Annotated in this window: 8 protein-coding genes and 11 pseudogenes; 6 read left to right on the top strand and 13 right to left on the bottom strand. The window is 73.5% G+C overall.

Features of this window, described 5'->3' with window-relative positions; translation table 11 throughout:
* Window positions 1–233 precede the first annotated feature (233 nt).
* The 4 genes and pseudogenes from UK94_RS39025 to UK94_RS03790 form a co-directional block, all read right to left on the bottom strand.
* A pseudogene (locus UK94_RS39025) lies at window positions 234–875 on the bottom strand (glycerol acyltransferase); the annotation flags it as partial.
* A gap of 1 nt (window position 876) precedes the next feature.
* Window positions 877–1,152 (bottom strand): annotated as a pseudogene (locus UK94_RS39020) (glycerol acyltransferase); the annotation flags it as partial.
* A gap of 218 nt (window positions 1,153–1,370) precedes the next feature.
* On the bottom strand, window positions 1,371–2,156 hold the full coding sequence (locus UK94_RS03795; RefSeq protein WP_231861483.1) for a patatin-like phospholipase family protein: 786 nt from the start codon (window positions 2,154–2,156) through the stop codon (window positions 1,371–1,373).
* Window positions 2,108–2,380 (bottom strand): hypothetical protein, encoded by a 273-nt coding sequence (locus UK94_RS03790; protein WP_157734098.1) that lies wholly within the window; start codon window positions 2,378–2,380, stop codon window positions 2,108–2,110. The genes UK94_RS03795 and UK94_RS03790 overlap by 49 nt, the downstream gene beginning before the upstream one ends.
* Window positions 2,381–2,864: 484 nt before the next feature.
* On the opposite strand from UK94_RS03790, the gene UK94_RS03785 reads away from it, so the two are divergent.
* Both UK94_RS03785 and UK94_RS03780 read left to right on the top strand, forming a co-directional pair.
* A partial coding sequence (locus tag UK94_RS03785) for a hypothetical protein (protein ID WP_235486362.1) occupies window positions 2,865–3,377 on the top strand: 513 nt, incomplete at its 5' end.
* An 84-nt stretch (window positions 3,378–3,461) separates the two neighbouring features.
* The gene (locus tag UK94_RS03780) at window positions 3,462–4,559 is read left to right on the top strand and encodes an LLM class flavin-dependent oxidoreductase (RefSeq protein WP_041940122.1); all 1,098 of its coding nucleotides are present in this window, start codon (window positions 3,462–3,464) and stop codon (window positions 4,557–4,559) included.
* 200 nt (window positions 4,560–4,759) lie between these two features.
* On the opposite strand, the pseudogene UK94_RS03775 reads toward UK94_RS03780, so the two are convergent.
* The 5 genes and pseudogenes from UK94_RS03775 to UK94_RS72750 all read right to left on the bottom strand — a co-directional run.
* Window positions 4,760–5,370 (bottom strand): annotated as a pseudogene (locus UK94_RS03775) (SDR family NAD(P)-dependent oxidoreductase); the annotation flags it as partial.
* A gap of 1 nt (window position 5,371) precedes the next feature.
* A partial coding sequence (locus UK94_RS39010) for an SDR family NAD(P)-dependent oxidoreductase (protein WP_235486360.1) occupies window positions 5,372–5,599 on the bottom strand: 228 nt, incomplete at its 3' end.
* Window positions 5,600–5,881: 282 nt separating this feature from the next.
* A pseudogene (locus UK94_RS39005) lies at window positions 5,882–6,481 on the bottom strand (RecQ family zinc-binding domain-containing protein); the annotation flags it as partial.
* A gap of 1 nt (window position 6,482) precedes the next feature.
* A pseudogene (locus UK94_RS39000) lies at window positions 6,483–7,280 on the bottom strand (RecQ family ATP-dependent DNA helicase); the annotation flags it as partial.
* A 1-nt stretch (window position 7,281) separates the two neighbouring features.
* Window positions 7,282–7,750, bottom strand: a pseudogene (locus UK94_RS72750) (recombinase RecQ); the annotation flags it as partial.
* A 1,093-nt stretch (window positions 7,751–8,843) separates the two neighbouring features.
* Between UK94_RS72750 and UK94_RS38990 the strand changes: the two are divergent.
* Window positions 8,844–9,149 (top strand): annotated as a pseudogene (locus UK94_RS38990) (hypothetical protein); the annotation flags it as partial.
* Here the strand turns inward: UK94_RS38990 and UK94_RS38985 are convergent.
* Both UK94_RS38985 and UK94_RS38980 read right to left on the bottom strand, forming a co-directional pair.
* A pseudogene (locus UK94_RS38985) lies at window positions 9,134–9,894 on the bottom strand (AMP-binding protein); the annotation flags it as partial. The pseudogenes UK94_RS38990 and UK94_RS38985 overlap by 16 nt on opposite strands.
* A 1-nt stretch (window position 9,895) precedes the next feature.
* Window positions 9,896–10,900 (bottom strand): AMP-binding protein (locus UK94_RS38980; RefSeq protein ID WP_235486358.1); only part of this gene is annotated, 1,005 nt, incomplete at its 3' end.
* Between the two features lie 142 nt (window positions 10,901–11,042).
* On the opposite strand from UK94_RS38980, the pseudogene UK94_RS03755 reads away from it, so the two are divergent.
* From UK94_RS03755 to UK94_RS38975, 3 genes and pseudogenes are all read left to right on the top strand, one after another.
* Window positions 11,043–12,560: pseudogene (locus UK94_RS03755) on the top strand (D-arabinono-1,4-lactone oxidase); the annotation flags it as partial.
* A 1-nt stretch (window position 12,561) separates the two neighbouring features.
* Window positions 12,562–12,629, top strand: a 68-nt coding sequence (locus UK94_RS72745) for a hypothetical protein (RefSeq protein WP_268761204.1), incomplete at its 5' end; no start/stop codon positions are given.
* A gap of 604 nt (window positions 12,630–13,233) precedes the next feature.
* Window positions 13,234–13,644 (top strand): hypothetical protein (locus UK94_RS38975; RefSeq protein ID WP_235486356.1); only part of this gene is annotated, 411 nt, incomplete at its 5' end.
* A gap of 246 nt (window positions 13,645–13,890) precedes the next feature.
* Here UK94_RS38975 and UK94_RS03745 read toward each other — a convergent pair.
* Window positions 13,891–14,644, bottom strand: a pseudogene (locus tag UK94_RS03745) (LysR substrate-binding domain-containing protein); the annotation flags it as partial.
* Between the two features lie 13 nt (window positions 14,645–14,657).
* Window positions 14,658–14,757 (bottom strand): annotated as a pseudogene (locus UK94_RS38965) (LysR family transcriptional regulator); the annotation flags it as partial.
* Between the last annotated feature and the right edge of the window lie 56 nt (window positions 14,758–14,813).

The following is a 14,813-nucleotide window of genomic DNA, read 5'->3' as shown; positions in this document are numbered from 1 at the left end:
GAGATCCATGGGGTAACGGTAGAACAACATCCACCCAATGTCGAACACCTGTTCGTACGCTGTGGGCGGAGACGACACGGGAACCAACTCGCACCGCCCCCGAGGAAAAGCCACCTACAGCACGGGATTGGCCGGGTCCGTTGGCGACGGCGGGTCGCCCGCCGCTGGCTGGGCCGCGCCGACACCACCGCCGCTGACAACACCAACGCCACCACCACCGCCGCCACCATCGNCACCACCACCACGGACGACACCATCGCCGACAACGCCGTCGCCGCCATTGCCACCGCCACCGCCGACACCATCGCCGACAATGCCGCCGCCTCGGACGGCAACGCCACCGCCACCATCGCTGAGGCTTACGGCGCGCTGAGCGCCGATCCAGGCGTTCACCACTGCCCAGTGCATCGTCAGCCACTGCCGCCTGGCCCGCTCGGGGCCCGGGATCTCCGCCGCCGGCACCCACCACCAGCGCAGCAGCAGCGGCGACGCGAACGGCAGGGCCTGCCAGACCTCGCCGGGCGCGCTGAGCTCGTCCAGGCCGGCGTGCGCCACGATCATCGTGGCGGCGATGCGGCCGGTGGCGAGTGCGGCGAGCACCCCGGCCGGTCGCGGCGGCAGCACGGCGTCAAGATCCTCCGCGATCGCCGCCCGGTCCCACTGGCCGCGGGCACGCAGCCGGGCGATCAGCCGCCGGCGGCGTGACGGGGTGAAGTTCGCCCCCTCCGGGAAGATCACCAGCGCCTCACCGGCGGTCAGGCTGTTGGCGAGGTCGCCGATCCGAGCGGCAGCATGGTCGTCCGAGCCGTCGTTGCGCAGGAAGCAGGCGCCGAGCCGGCCGAGCAGGATGTCGATCGCCGGATCGAGCTGGAGCCNATTGATCAGCACCACCCGTGGGGTCCGGTGGTAACGGTTGAGCAGCAGGTGGATGAGCACGAAGGAGTCCCCCGGCCCGGCGTGCCGGCTGAGCACGAGGACGGGCCCCGAACCGGCGTCGACCGTCCCCACGGGCGGCTCGGTGACCTCCAGGCGCAGCCCGACGAGCCGCCGGGCGGCCGCGACCAGCACGGCGAGCGTGCGGCGCAGCAGCCACAGGTGGGCGGCCTCCCAACGCCCGTCGAGGGCCGGCCGGGCCAGCCACAGCCCGAACATGGCGACGATCAGCACCATCTCGGCGGTCAGGTAGATCGCGACGAGCAGGGCCGCGCGCGGCACCCNCAGCCGGCGGTCCACCGGAGCGGCCAGCAGGCCGAGCGCGGCGACGGCGACGGCGAGCAGGGCCAGCGCCGCCGCCAGCGGCACGAACAGCGGGTCGACCAGGAACCGGCGGATCGCCCACGGTGGAACGCCCACGGCGTCAGCCCTCCAGGTCAGAGCACATCCAGCGACCGGGTACGGTCGCCGGCGGTGAGGTCGAGGTAGGCCGCGGTGGCCTGCCGGGCCTGCTGGATGCGCCGGTTCAGGCCCGAGGTGGAGCGGTAGCGCAGCGGCACCAGCGGGGCGCCGCGCTCCCCGACCGGCAGCACGTGGACGGCGACCCCGCTGGGAAGCCGGGCCATCGCCTCGGTGAAGCCGCGCCGGCGGGCGATCTCGAAGGCGACCAGACCGGCCTCCCAGGGCCAGCGCGGCGGCCGTAGCGGCCGTTCGATCCGGCCGACGTGCAGGACGTAGACCGTGTGTGCCCCAAGCTCCACCGCCCGTCCGACGGGGTTGCTGTCGACGATCCCGCCGTCGATGAAGTGCTCCTCCCCGATGCGCACCGGCGGCAGCAGCGCCGGAACCGCGCAGGAGGCCAGCACCGCCTCGACGAGCGGTCCGCGGTCGAACCAGTGCGCAGCGGCCCGTTCGATGCTCGCCGCGACACACTGGAACCGCACCGGCAGGTCCTCGATCGGCCCGGCCGGCAGGTGCGTGCGCAGCAGCGCGCGCAGCGGGGCGTTGGAGTGCAGGTGACCGTGCTGGACGACGGTGGCCAGCCGCCGGGCCGGGCCCCCCGCGAACACGTCGGAGACGCCAAGCTGCGACCACAGATCGGTCAGCCGGTCGATCGTCGCGGGCGCGGGTTCGGCCGCCACCGCGGCCCCGTTGATCGCGCCGACGGAGGTGCCTACCACCAGGTCGGGCAGGATGTCGGCGTCGAACAGGGCGGCGAGCATGCCGACCTCGCTCGCACCGAGGATGCCACCCCCGCCGAGAACGAAGGCCACCCCCGCCCCACGAGCCGCCCCCGCACCTCGAGCTGCATCCGCCCGGTGAGCCGCATCCGCACCACGGCCTGAATCAGCACCACGGCCTGAATCAGCACCACGGCCTGAATCAGCACCACGGCCTGAATCAGCACCACGGCCTGAATCCGCCCCACGGCCTGAATCAGCACCACGAGCCGCATCCCCGACGCCGGCCGCATCCCCGACGCCGGCCGCATCCCCGCCGCGGGCCGCATCCCCGACGCCGGCCGCATCCCCGCCGCGGGCCGCATCCACCTGCCCGCTCGCCGCCGGCTCGGGCCAGGGCCACGGCCGCTCATCCCGACCCGCCGATTTCGCGTCCACCCACATCCCATCCGCCGAAGCGCCGCATCCACCGAACCGCCGGTCCTGTGCCCACGGCTCGCGCTCGCTGTCCGTGGCGGCGATCGATCACCTCCTTCCCCGATCCGGGCCGGCCGACCCGTCCGCAGCCGGATCGTCGGCCGTCACACTCCGCCCGACCGAAGCCGGCACGGTATCCCTGCGCCCTGGGCGGGGCAGGCGCAGCCACGCCACCGGTCCCCGTCCGTCGCGGAGCGACCCCGGACGGGGAGAATGAGCGGCATGCTTTCGGACGACGACGTGGATGAGATCGTCTTCAGGGCGGCGGGCAGNGGCGATCACCGTGGCGCGGCGGGCACCCTGGAGGCACTGGCCGAGCGGCCGGACACCCACAGCGAGACGATCACCCGCGCCTCCCTGTTGGTCGACGCGGGCAGCCAGTACGGGCTCGCCCAGGACTGGAGCGAGGCCATCCGCTGCTACCGCGCGGCCGTGGCCGACGGCAGCGCCTGCCCCGTCGATCCCCGCGTCTGGCTGCACGACGGGCTGCTGCGCGAGGGGCAGGCCGAGGAGGCCGACGCGCTGCGGGCGGAGCTGAAGGCGGCGAAGTCGGCCGATCCGGGGGTGTACGAGGCGGTGGCCGAGAGCCTGGAGGCGGTCGGTCGGCTCGACGACGCCCACACCTGGTTCACGATGGGCTACCACCGCTGCGAGCGGGCCCCGGTGCCGGACTTCCTGCTCGATCTCCTGCTCGTCGGGCGCCGCCGGGTGCGCGTGGCGCTCGGCCATCCCAGCGACGCCCTCGACGAGGTCGCCGAGGACTACATGGAGACCGTGGGCGGCTGAGACGTGACCGACACCGGCTCGGGCCCGGGCTCCGACGTGGCGGGCGGGGAAGACAGCGGCCGTGCCAGGTCGTTGCACCATGCCGTGAACCTGACCCGACGCGTCCCCCTGTCCGTGCTGGACCTCGTGCCGGTCGGCACCGGAACAACCCCGACCGATGCGGTCCGCGGGTCGCTCGAGCTCGCCCGGCACGCCGAACGGCTCGGCTTCATCCGGTACTGGTTGGCGGAGCACCACGGCATGCCCGGCATCGCCAGTTCGGCGACGGCGATCCTCATCGGTCAGGTCGCCGCGGCCACGGGCACGATCCGGGTGGGGTCCGGTGGCGTGATGCTGCCCAACCATGCGCCGCTGGCGGTCGCCGAGCAGTTCGGCACGCTCGGCGCCCTGTTTCCGGGTCGGATCGACCTGGGGATCGGTCGCGCCCCCGGCACGGATCCCGCCACCGCCCGGGCGCTGCGGCGCACCGCCGGGCTGCTCGCCGTCGACGACTTTCCCGAGCAGCTCGCCGAGCTGACCACCTTCCTCGCCGGCGGCGACTTCGCCGCCGACCATCCGATGCGCGGCGTGCACGCGTTCCCGCAGTCGCCGGTGCCGCCGATCTGGCTGTTGGGGTCCAGCGGCTACAGCGCCCAGGTGGCCGGGATGCTCGGCCTGCCGTTCGCCTTCGCGCACCATTTCAGCTCGGCCAACACGGTGCCGGCGCTCGAGCTGTACCGGCGGTCGTTCCGCCCCTCGCCCGGGCGGGAGCAGCCGTACGCGATCGTGGCCGCCGCCGTCGTCTGCGCCGAGGACGACGAGCGCGCCGAATGGCTCGCCGCGCCCGTCCGGCTGGCGATGCTGCGGATCCGCGGCGGCCGTCCCGGCGTCTTCCCCTCTCCCGAGGAGGCCGCCGCGCACGCCTGGACCCCGCAGGAACGGGCCGCGGCCGAGAACGCGACGGCGTCGCACATCGTCGGCTCCCCCTCGACCGTCCGCGCCGGCATCGACGCCCTGCTCGACGTGACCGGCGCCGACGAGATCATGATCACCACGAACGTCCACCGCTTGGCGGACCGGATCCGCTCCTACGAGCTGGTCGCCGATCTCGGCGGGCTGACCCCCGCCGACCCGGCCACTGCGGTGGTCGCGCCGGCGGTCGCCCCGGTGGTCACCCCGGTAGGCGCGTCCCGCTCACAGTGATCGGAGCCGTCGGCGGCCCACGGCGACGGTCGGGCCGTCGCCGGCCGGCCGCCCCCCGACCGGGCCACTGCGGGGTCGCCCGGTCGGGGGATGGCTCCCTAGGCCGCCAGACGGCCGCGCCGCGCCGCGAACCCTCACGACGGCGGGCGGCCGGGGTGGTCCGATCGGACGGCACGCAACGGCCGGCAGGGGTGGCCCGATCAGGCGGTGCGACGCTTCGCCGGCACCGCGCCCGGCACCGCGGCCAGCGACCCGGACCGCAGCACCCGCTCGGTGATCCGCGCGACCAGGCCGCGGGGCAGCAGCCGGGAGGCGTTGGACGTCAGGTAGTTCAACCGGCCGTCGATGACGTACGCCTGGCCCCGGTCAAGGGCCCGAAAGGCCGCCGCCACCACCTCGTCGGTGGTCCGCAACCGTCCGCCGGCGGACATCCGCGAGCCCAGCACCTCGAAGAAGTCGGTGTCGGTCGGCCCCGGGCACAGGGCGAGCACCCGCACCCCACGCGGCCGGCACTCGGCCCACAGGCCGATGGAGAAGGACAGGACGAAGGCCTTGGAGGCGCCGTAGACCGCCATGTAGGGGACGGCCTGGAAGCCCGAGGTCGACGACACGTTGATGATGGTGCCGGAGCCCCGGGCAACCATGGCGGGCAGGAACAGGTGCGCGACCCGCTCCACCGCCACGACGTTCACCATCACCTCGCGGTGATCCCGGTCCGGGGACAGCTCGTGGTAGGGCCCACGGGTCCCGAAGCCGGCGTTGTTGACGAGGATGTCGATCTCCAGGCCGGTCTCGGCGACCGCCTTGGCGANCTGGTCGGGACCGCTCTCCTCGGCGAGGTCGATCGGCACGGTGTGCACCTCGACCCCGTAGCGGGTGCCCAGCCGCTGCGCGACCTCCGTCAGTCTGGGCTCCGCCGGCGCCACCAGGACGAGCGTGGCGCCGCGGGCCGCATACGCCTGCGCGAAGGCCGCGCCGATGCCTGACGACGCCCCTGTGACCAGGGCGGTGCTCATCTTGAGATCCGCTTGCGCGGTCATGGTCCTCCCTGCTCTGGCCGGGCGCGTGACCGTGCTTGGGTCCAATGCACGGCACGCGACGATGTCAGGAAACGACATCATCGGACATCTCGGGACGGACCGGGCAGTCGCTGTAACGGCGGTCGTACCTGTAGGTGCGGGCCCTTCGGTGGGGGGATGCGCTGCGGCGCAGGTCCTTCAGGTCCGATCGAGCAGGTGACGCTCCCGGACCGCCCCCACCGACAGGGTCCGGTAGCCGACGTCGTCGAACAGCACCGTGATGCGATCGCCATCCTCCTTGANGACCTGCCCCCGGCCCCACGAGACGTGGCGCACCGCGGCGCCGGCGGGGAACGGCGCCTCGTCGCCCGCGGGTTCGGCCCGCCGCTGGGCCGGCAGACCGGCCAGGCAGTTGTCGCAGCGCCCGCACGGCCCGCTGATCGTCTCGCCGAAGTAGGCCAGCAGGAACGCCCGCCGGCAGTCCCGGGTCTCGGCGTAGCCGCGCATCATCTCGACGCGGGAACGGTCGACCTCGACCCGCGCCTCGGCCACTCCGAGCGCGCGCCGCGCCGCCTCCTCCGGATCCGGGGCGTCGACTCGCGCGGCGATGCGCCCGTCGTCGCCCACCGCCACGACGTCCGCGCTGGCCAGCAGGTCCACCAGCCGGGTCAGCGCGGTGTCGCGCAGCCCCGCCGCCTTGGCCAGCTCCCGCGCCGTCACCGGTGCGTCGGCGTGCCCCAGCAGGACCGCGACGCGGCGTAGGGCCGTCTCGTCGACCCGGCCGGAGGCGAAGAATCGCCGCAGCCCGAGATCCTCCGGCCGGTAGAACAGGCAGGCCACCGCGGGCTCACCGTCTCGCCCCGAGCGGCCGATCTCCTGGTAGTAGGAGTCGAGGGAGTCGGCNACCTCGGCGTGGATGACGGTGCGGACGTTGGGCTTGTCGATGCCCATGCCGAAGGCGGTCGTGGCGACCACCACGTCGCACCGGTCGGCCATGAAGTCCGCCTCGACCTCGCGTCGCCGCGCAGCCTTCAGGCCGGCATGGTAGGGATGCACCGTCAGCCCGAGGCCGGCGAGCTCGTCGGCCAGCTCCTGCGTGGCCCGCCGGGTGGCCGCGTAGACCAACGCCGGCTTGGCCTCCCCCGCGATGCGTTCGATCAGGCTCGCCCGCTTGGACTCCTCGTCGGTGAACGACACCACGGACAGGCTGATCTCGGGCCGGTCGAATCCCCGTACGACCTCGACGGGGTCACGCAGTCGCAGCCGCTCGCGGATCTCCCGGCGCACCGGCGGGGCCGCGGTGGCCGTCAGCGCCACGACCGTCGGGTGCCCGAGGTCCTCGACGACCTGCCCGAGCTGGGCGTAGTCGGGCCGGAAGTCGTGCCCCCAGGACGCGATGCAGTGGGCCTCGTCCACGACGAACAGGGACGGTCGGGCCTCGCGCAGCGCCGCCCGGACGTCGTCGCGGGCCAACTGCTCCGGCGCCAGGAAAAGGAACTCGGTGCGCCCCTGCCGGACCGCGTCGAAGGCGGCCTGCCGGGCCGCCCGCCCGGCGTCCGAGTTCGCCGCGGCCGCCGCCGGGTCGTCGTCGCCCAGCAGCCCCGCCAGCCGCTCGGTCAGCCCACGCACCTGGTCGCGTTGTAGCGCGATCAACGGCGAGACCACGATGGTCGGGCCGGCCAGCACCAGAGCCGGGATCTGGNAGACCGCCGACTTGCCCCGGCCGGTCGGCAGCACGCACAGCGTGTCCCGGCCCTCGACGACGGCCCGCATCGCGTCGAGCTGACCGTCCCGCAGCCCCGTGAAGCCGAACCCCTCCTGGGCGACCAACCGGATCAGGTCGCCCAGCTCGTCGTCGATCCCGGCACCCGGCTCGGCACCCGGCTCGGCCGCCGCGGACTCCTGCGGCCGCGCCTTCGGTGACGTGCTCGGTCCCGGCGGCGTACTCGGACCCGGCGGCGTACTCGGCTCCGGCGACGCACTCGGGGGGGCGGGCGCCGCCGACTCGCGGGAGACATCCGGCGGCGGCGGGGCGTCTTCCGGCGACCGGCGGCGGCCCGGCGCGGACGGCGTGCGCGCCCGCGCCTCGGTTGCTCCGGCGGCAGGCGCAGCACGGCGCCGACCCCGGATCCAGGCAGTCAGCAGTCTGGTTGTCTGATCACGACGGCTCATGGTGTCGCTGGGCGTACCCACTCACCACGGACCCCCACCCTCGAAGGACCACGAAGGGGACAACCTTCTCCGGGCTTCTCCCATCATTCCGACACCGAACGACAAATTCCCGCGCCCGGCCAAACCATCGCCCGCCCACGCAGGTCCGCGGTACCGGCCGACTCACGGAGCACATTCGACGCCAGAAAGTATGTGAGCGGCTACAGTTCTGCTCCTATCGGATGGTCGCCGCGAGAGGAATGTGTCCATGCGTAGCCGGAGGTTCCGACATGCGACGGTTCCCCTTCTTGCTCTGCTCGCCGCGACCGCTGTCGCGATCCCTCTCCTTGTCCACGGCGGGGGCGGCGCCGCTGGCGGGGGCGGCGACGCCGACAGCAACGGCGCCGACAGGTTCGGCGTCACCTCCGCCAGTCCGGCGGTCGACGACAGGAACACGGGCGGCCCGGCCGAGCGACCCGGCCCTGCCGAGCCGACACGCCGGCCGCTGGCCGCCGCGGGCAGGGCCGTTCCGGCCACCCCGGCGGGCAAGCTGCGCTTCGGGCTGGGGCCCGGGCTCGACAGCGCCCACACCTCCCCGTTGGCACCCGACCTGGACTTTCTCAGCACCTGGTACAACGGACCGAACGATCTGAGCTTCCTGCGCAAGTGGAAGGCCGACCTGATCCCCGAGGTCTACCAGTCGGGGCACGGCATCCACCTCATCGTCTGGCTCGACGGCACCGGCGAGGTCGNCACCGTCCAGACGGCGCACGGCCCGGCGTGNGGACGCGAGTACCCGCTGTCGAGCGGCTTCCTCGACGACGCNCGCGAGCTCGCGTCGATCTTCTCCGGCCCGGCGAACGGTCCCGCGCTGTACGTCACGCTGTTCACCGAGTTCCAGACGTACCNGTGCCACCCGAACGCGTGGGCCACCACGCCGGACACCACCAACTACTACCTCACGCTGCAGGACCAGTACCTGGCGGCGTTGGACATCTTCCATTCCGGGGCGCCGAACGCGCGGGTGTCGCTCGGCTGGGGCGGCTGGCAGAGCCGGTGGGACGATCCGGCCACCGGCGCCGGCCGATCGCTGATCACCCATTTCGCGGACGTNCTGCGCGTCTCGGACTTCGAGAGCTTCCAGGCGATGGGCGCCGACTCGAACGCCGCGGACGTACGGGACATGACGCGGGCGCTCGGCCAGTACGGCCCGGTCATGCTGGCCCACTTCAAGTCCGAGTCGCAGGCGACGTGGGAGGCCGACATGCACGCGCTGCTGGCCGGGGACGCGGTGCGCCAGCTCAGCCAGGACGGGCTGTTCGCACTCAGTTTCATGGACGCGGCCAACATCGCCTCGCCCGCGGCGCTGAGCCTGGCCCGGGGCGCGGTGCAGAGCCACGGGGTTCACTCGACGCTCTGATCCGCGCCGCGAGGAGCCTCGCCGCCGGAGGCCTCGCCGCCGGGAGCCTCGCCGCCGGAGGCCACATCGCCGGGGCCCTCGCCGCCGGGCGTGGGGCGCTGAGACGCCGCGGAGACGGCGCTCAGCGACCGCAGCGCCCGGCGGTCGGTCTTCAGCGCGCTGGTGAGCGGCAGCGCCTCGACGATGTGCACCTCGCGCGGGTAGCGCAGGGGCCCGAGCCGGGCCCGGCCCCAGCGCACCAGCTCCTCCGGGGAGACGGTGCCGCCGCCAACGAGCTGTACGTAGGCGATCACCTCCTCACCATGGCGGTGGTCGGCCCGCCCGACCACCCCGCACGAGGCGACGTCGGGATGGCCGAGCAGGCCGTCCTCGACGTCGCGCGGGTAGACGTTGACCCCGCCGCGGATGATCAGATCCTTGATCCGGTCGACGACGAACAGGTAGCCGTCGCCGTCGCGCCGCCCCACGTCGCCGGTGCGAAGCCAGCCGCCGCGCAGCGCGTCGGCGGTGGCCCGCGGCGCCTGCCAGTACCCGGTCATCAGCATCGGGCCCCGCACGCAGATCTCCCCGTCCTGCCCGGGGCCGGCGGGCGCGCCGTCGGGCAGCTCGACGCGCACCTCGACTCCGGGTGCGGGCAGGCCGACGCTGCCCGGCCGCGCCGCACCCGGCGGCGAGGTGGTGATGATCCCCGCGGTCTCGGTGCAGCCGTACCCCTCGACCAGTTCGACGTCGGGCAGGCGCCGCCNCCATTCGTGCGCGCACTCCCTCGGCAGCGGCGCGCCGCCGCTGGTGATCCGGCGCAGCGACGAGGTGTCGGCCAGGTGCAGCGGCTCCGCGAGCAACTGGTCGATCATGGAGGGCACCAGCGCGCTGAGGGCCACCCGGTGTTCGGCCACCAGGTCCAGCCACTGGCGGGGATCGAACCAGCGCATCAGGACCGCCGGGCCCGGCTTGCGCGCATGCAGCGTCATCACGCTGATCGTCAGGCCGTAGACGTGCGACAACGGCAGCGGCAGCAGGCCGACGAGCTCCTCGTCCGCGCTCCCCGACAGGGCCGCGAAGCCCCCGGCGGACAGCGCGTCGTGGGACAGCACGACTCCCCGCGCCCGCCCGGTGGTGCCGCCGGTGTAGAGAAGGGCGGCCATGGCGTCCGGATCGGCCGGCTCGAGGGGACCCTCGTCGCCCGCCGCGAGGTCGGCGAAGCGCAGCACCGGCGGCCGCGCCCCGGCTGCCCCGCCCGGGTCAGGGCCCCCGGCCGAACCAGCACCAGCACCAGCACCAGCACCAGCACCAGCACCAGCACCAGCACCAGCACCAGCACCAGGCGCATCGTCCGCCACGATCACCGCCCGCACCTGGGGGCAGCCGCTCGCCACCGCGCGGACCTTGGCCAGGAACTCGGGGGTCGTCACGACGAACCGGGCGCCGCTGTCGACCAGCACGTGGCGCAGCTCGGCCTCGTCAAGCAGGAACAGCGTCGGCGTCACGACTCCGCCGGCGCGCCAGACCCCGTGGTAGGCGATGGTGACCTCCGGGCAGTTGGCCATGTGGACGACCACCCGCTCGCCGGCGGCCAACCCCGCGCCGCGCAGGCCGGCACTGAACCGGCAGGACCGGGCGAAGCGGGCCGCGCCGGACTCGACCCGACCCTCGAAGATCATCTCCTCGGTGCCGCCGGTGCGCTCCACGGCGAGCTCCGCGAGCCTGCCCAGGCTGATCCCGGTCGGCCGGGAGCCGGCTGCGCTCACCATCCGCACGTCGCCTTCCGCCGGCGCGTCGGCGAGCCGGCGGCTCCGGCGCGCCCGCGCATGTGAAGCATCTCACCTCACCGGGTGATCGGCGGCCCGCTCGCCACACCTCGGTCACGGCCNGGGGAACACGTGGGGGACACGCATGGGGGCCCGACAGCGCACCGCACATGTCCGGTCACCGGGTCGGGGCGTGGTCCCTCCCGGACCGTCGGACGGACCCGCCGGGCAGGACGCCGGCTCGGCGGTCCACGATGGGGGCCGGCCGAGCCGGCGGGTCGCCCACGCGCGCCACCGGTCGTCGGCTCCCCCCGGAACGGAGGTGCACATGAGCTCGCCCCTCGGTGAACCCGCGGCGTGGCGGAACTGGGCGGGCAACGTGACCGCTCGAGCGGTCCGGCTCGCCCGGCCCCGCACCGCCGAGGAGGCGTCGGCGGTGGTGACCTCCGCCGTGCGTGACGGCCGGCGGATCCGGGCCGCCGGTGCCGGCCACGCGATGAACGCGATCGGCCGGCCGGACGACGGCGGTGTGCAGATCGCCCTGGACCGCTGCGCCGATCTGGTCGCACTCGACGGTGGCAGCGGGCTGGTGACGGTGCGCGGCGGGATGACCCTGCGCCGGCTGAACCGGCTGCTCGCCGAGGCCGGGCTGGCCCTGACCAACCAGGGCCACGGCGAACTGGCGACGATCGCCGGGGCGATCGCCACCGGGACCCACGGCACGGGTGCCCGCTACGGCGGGCTGTCCACCCAGGTACGGGCGCTGGAGGTGGTGCTCGCCGACGGCGAGGTGGTCACCTGCTCGCGCGGAGAGCGCCCCGAGCTGTTCGCGGCCGCCCGCCTTGGCCTCGGCGCCGTCGGTGTCGTGACCTCGGTGACGTTGCAGGCCGTACCGCTGTTTGCCCTGCACGGGCGGGAGGGCCGGCTGCCGCTGGCCGAGGCGCTCGACGGCTACGGCGCGCTCGTCGAACAGGCCGACCACGTCCGCTTCGCCTGGTTCCCGCACACCTCGACCGCGCTGGTCCGCTGGGATGATCGTCGCCCGGTCGACGACGAGCTGGACCCGCCGACCCGGCGACGCGACCGGCACGGCGGCGGCCCGGTGTCCAGCGGCGTCTTCGAAGCCCTGATGGTGGCCGCCCGGCGGCTGCCAGCCGCCGACCGCCCCGCCGCCCAGCTCGCCTCCCGCGTCGGCGTCCCGCTGGCGGGCGATCGACCGTCGGTCGACCTGTGCTACCGGGTGTTCGCCGCAGGCCACTCGGCCATCGCGGGCCACTCGGCGATCGCGGGCCACACGGCGATCCGGTACAAGGAGCTCGAGTACGCCATCCCCCGCGCCGAGCTGGCCGCCGCCCTGGGCGAGCTCGCCGCCGCCGTGACCCGATCCGGGGTGCGCACCGCCTTCCCCGTCGAGGTCCGCTGCGCGGCCGCGGACGAGATCCCGCTGTCCCCCGCCTTCGGCCGCGACACCGCCTACGTCGCCGTGCGCACCGACCGCCGCGGCCCGCACGAGAACTACTTCGGCCGCGTCGAACAGATCATGCTGGCGGTCGGCGGGCGGCCCCACTGGGGCAGCCTGCACACGCTGGCCGCGGCGCAGCTACGCGAGCGCTACCCCCGCTTCGACGACTTCCTGGCCGTCCGCGACGCGGTCGACCCGGCCNGCGTGTTCGCCAACGCCCATCTCGATCATGTCCTCGGCCCGCCCCCACCGCCCAGGATCGCCTCGTGACCCACCGTTGATGAACTGTTCCGGCACTCCGGCCACGGTATGACTGGTAGCGTGAGATCTCCGCTCACGACGCCGGCGTCGCATGCATGGTCACCACGTGTTCTCCTGCCCATTCATTTCGGCAGATCGTCGTCGGCGCCGGTTCCCGTGTGCCCGGAGGTCAGAAATTCCCATCAGTGAACCCGAACTCGACACGCACGTCTTCGAGGGGGTCAAACTCCCGCCGCTCGGCCAGCACGAGCCGAAGAAACTCCTGGACCGCGAGCACACGCACCTTTTCCTGGCGGAACTCGAGCGACGCTATCCGAACTACCAGCACAACGCGACGCTGACCTCCCCCTTTCTCGCGGCGTCGATCACGGCGATCAACCTACACCCGCGGATCACGCGGGCGGTCGTCACGCACGAGCTGTCCCAGGCCGAGGCGGTGCTCGGGATGGCGAACACAGACCATCCCCGCCCCGTCCCGGCGACCCAGGTGGAGCGTCTGATCGACTGGCTGGAGGCCCACCGGGGTGACTTCACCTGGCAGGGCGAGCCCGAACAGAACCAGCTGGGCGGAATCAGTGACTACCAGGCCTGGCTCAACGGCCCAACCCCGCTNGCGAACCCACCCGGCCCGGATACCCGACTGATCTGTTGGGAGGTCGTTCTCCTCGCCGCGGCAAACGTCGGCATCTACTCCGTCGCGCAACTACGCACCGCCTACGCGGGGAACAAACTCGCCGGCACCTTCGCGCTGTTCAGCACCCATGGCCGGGTGGATATCCAGAACAATGGCCGGTCGGGTTTCGCCGTGGCGAACCAGATCCAGGCAGGTGACGCAATAATGATCAAATCGACCGCCGCGGATTTCGACCACGTCGTGGTGGCGGCCAGCCCGGACCCTGCCAATCTGCGCAACATCGAGGTTCTCTCGCTGTGGAACCGCGGCACCGGCGGCGTCCTCGGGCGGACCCTGCTGGACAATCTGATCATCGATGGAGTCACGGCGATCCGACACGCCCGGCTGTAGCCCCGCAGTCAGGACATCAGGCTGGCGACCGCCCGCCTGATGTCCTCCTCCAGGGCACGCCAGGCGGACAGGCCGCGCACCGGTCCGTATCAGACTTGGCGATGCCACCGCCAGGCTGGGTTGGCCTCACAGCAAGAACAGCCACGGACAGGGCCACGCCGTCATCNGCCTTCTCCCAGCCGGTCACGGTGATGCGGGGACAGCNGCGTAGAGGCCGGGGGATCGGGCGGCGGCGACGATGGCGGNGAGGGTGGCGGACAGGTGGGGGGCCTGCTGGGAGCCCCGGCGGACGGCGGCGAAGATGGGCCGGATCGGCGGGACGCCGGCGATGGGTCGCAGGGCGACCCGGGGAGTGCTGGACAGTTTCGCCAGCCGCGGGATGAGGCCGACCCCGCAACCGGCGGCGATCAGGCCCTGGATCGCGCTGTAGTCGTCGCAGCGGTGACGCACCCGGGGAACGAAGCCGGCCGCGGCGCACGCCGCGTGGGTCACCTCGTGGCAGGGGGTGCCGGCGCGGCTGGAGATGAAGTCCTCCCCGCCGAGCACCTCCAGCGGCACGGCCGCGGCGGCGGCGTAGGGGTGCGCGGCGGGCAGTGCGACGTCGAGCGGATCGTCGACCAGCGGGATCTGCAGCAGCCGCTCGTCGAGGGACTCGGCACCCGGGTGGGTGATGCTGATCGCGAGATCCAGGTCGCCGGCGAGTAGCAGGTCGAAGCACGCGGGCTCGGCGTCGTCGGACACCGACATCCGCAGCCGCGGCCGGCTCTCCCGCAGCGCGGACATCGCCGGCACGACGATACCGGAGATCGCCGTGGTGAACGCCGCCACTGCCACCGACCCGACCCGACCCTCGTCGAAGGCGGCCAGATCCGCCTCGGCCCGCTCGAGCTGGGCGAACAGGACGTCGGCATGGCCCAGCAGCACCCGCGCGGCGGGGGTGAGCCGGACCCGGCGGCCGGCCGGGTCGAGCAGCCGGACGCCGGTCTCCTTCGCCAGGGCGNCAAGCTGCTGGNTGACCGCCGACGGCGTCAGATGCAGCGCCGCGGCCGTGGCCACGACCGTTCCCCGGCTGTCGAGCTCCCGCAGGATGCGCAGGCGGCGCACGTCGATCATGTAGGAAATCTTAGCTGTTGTGTGCGGAAAAATTAGATGGACTGCAAAGGCGCCTG

The sequence above is a fragment of the Frankia sp. AvcI1 genome (assembly GCF_001420875.1).
Classification (GTDB): domain Bacteria; phylum Actinomycetota; class Actinomycetes; order Frankiales; family Frankiaceae; genus Frankia; species Frankia alni.
The sequence above is the reverse complement of the archived record's forward strand: the minus strand, read 5'-3'. Positions and strand labels throughout refer to the sequence as shown.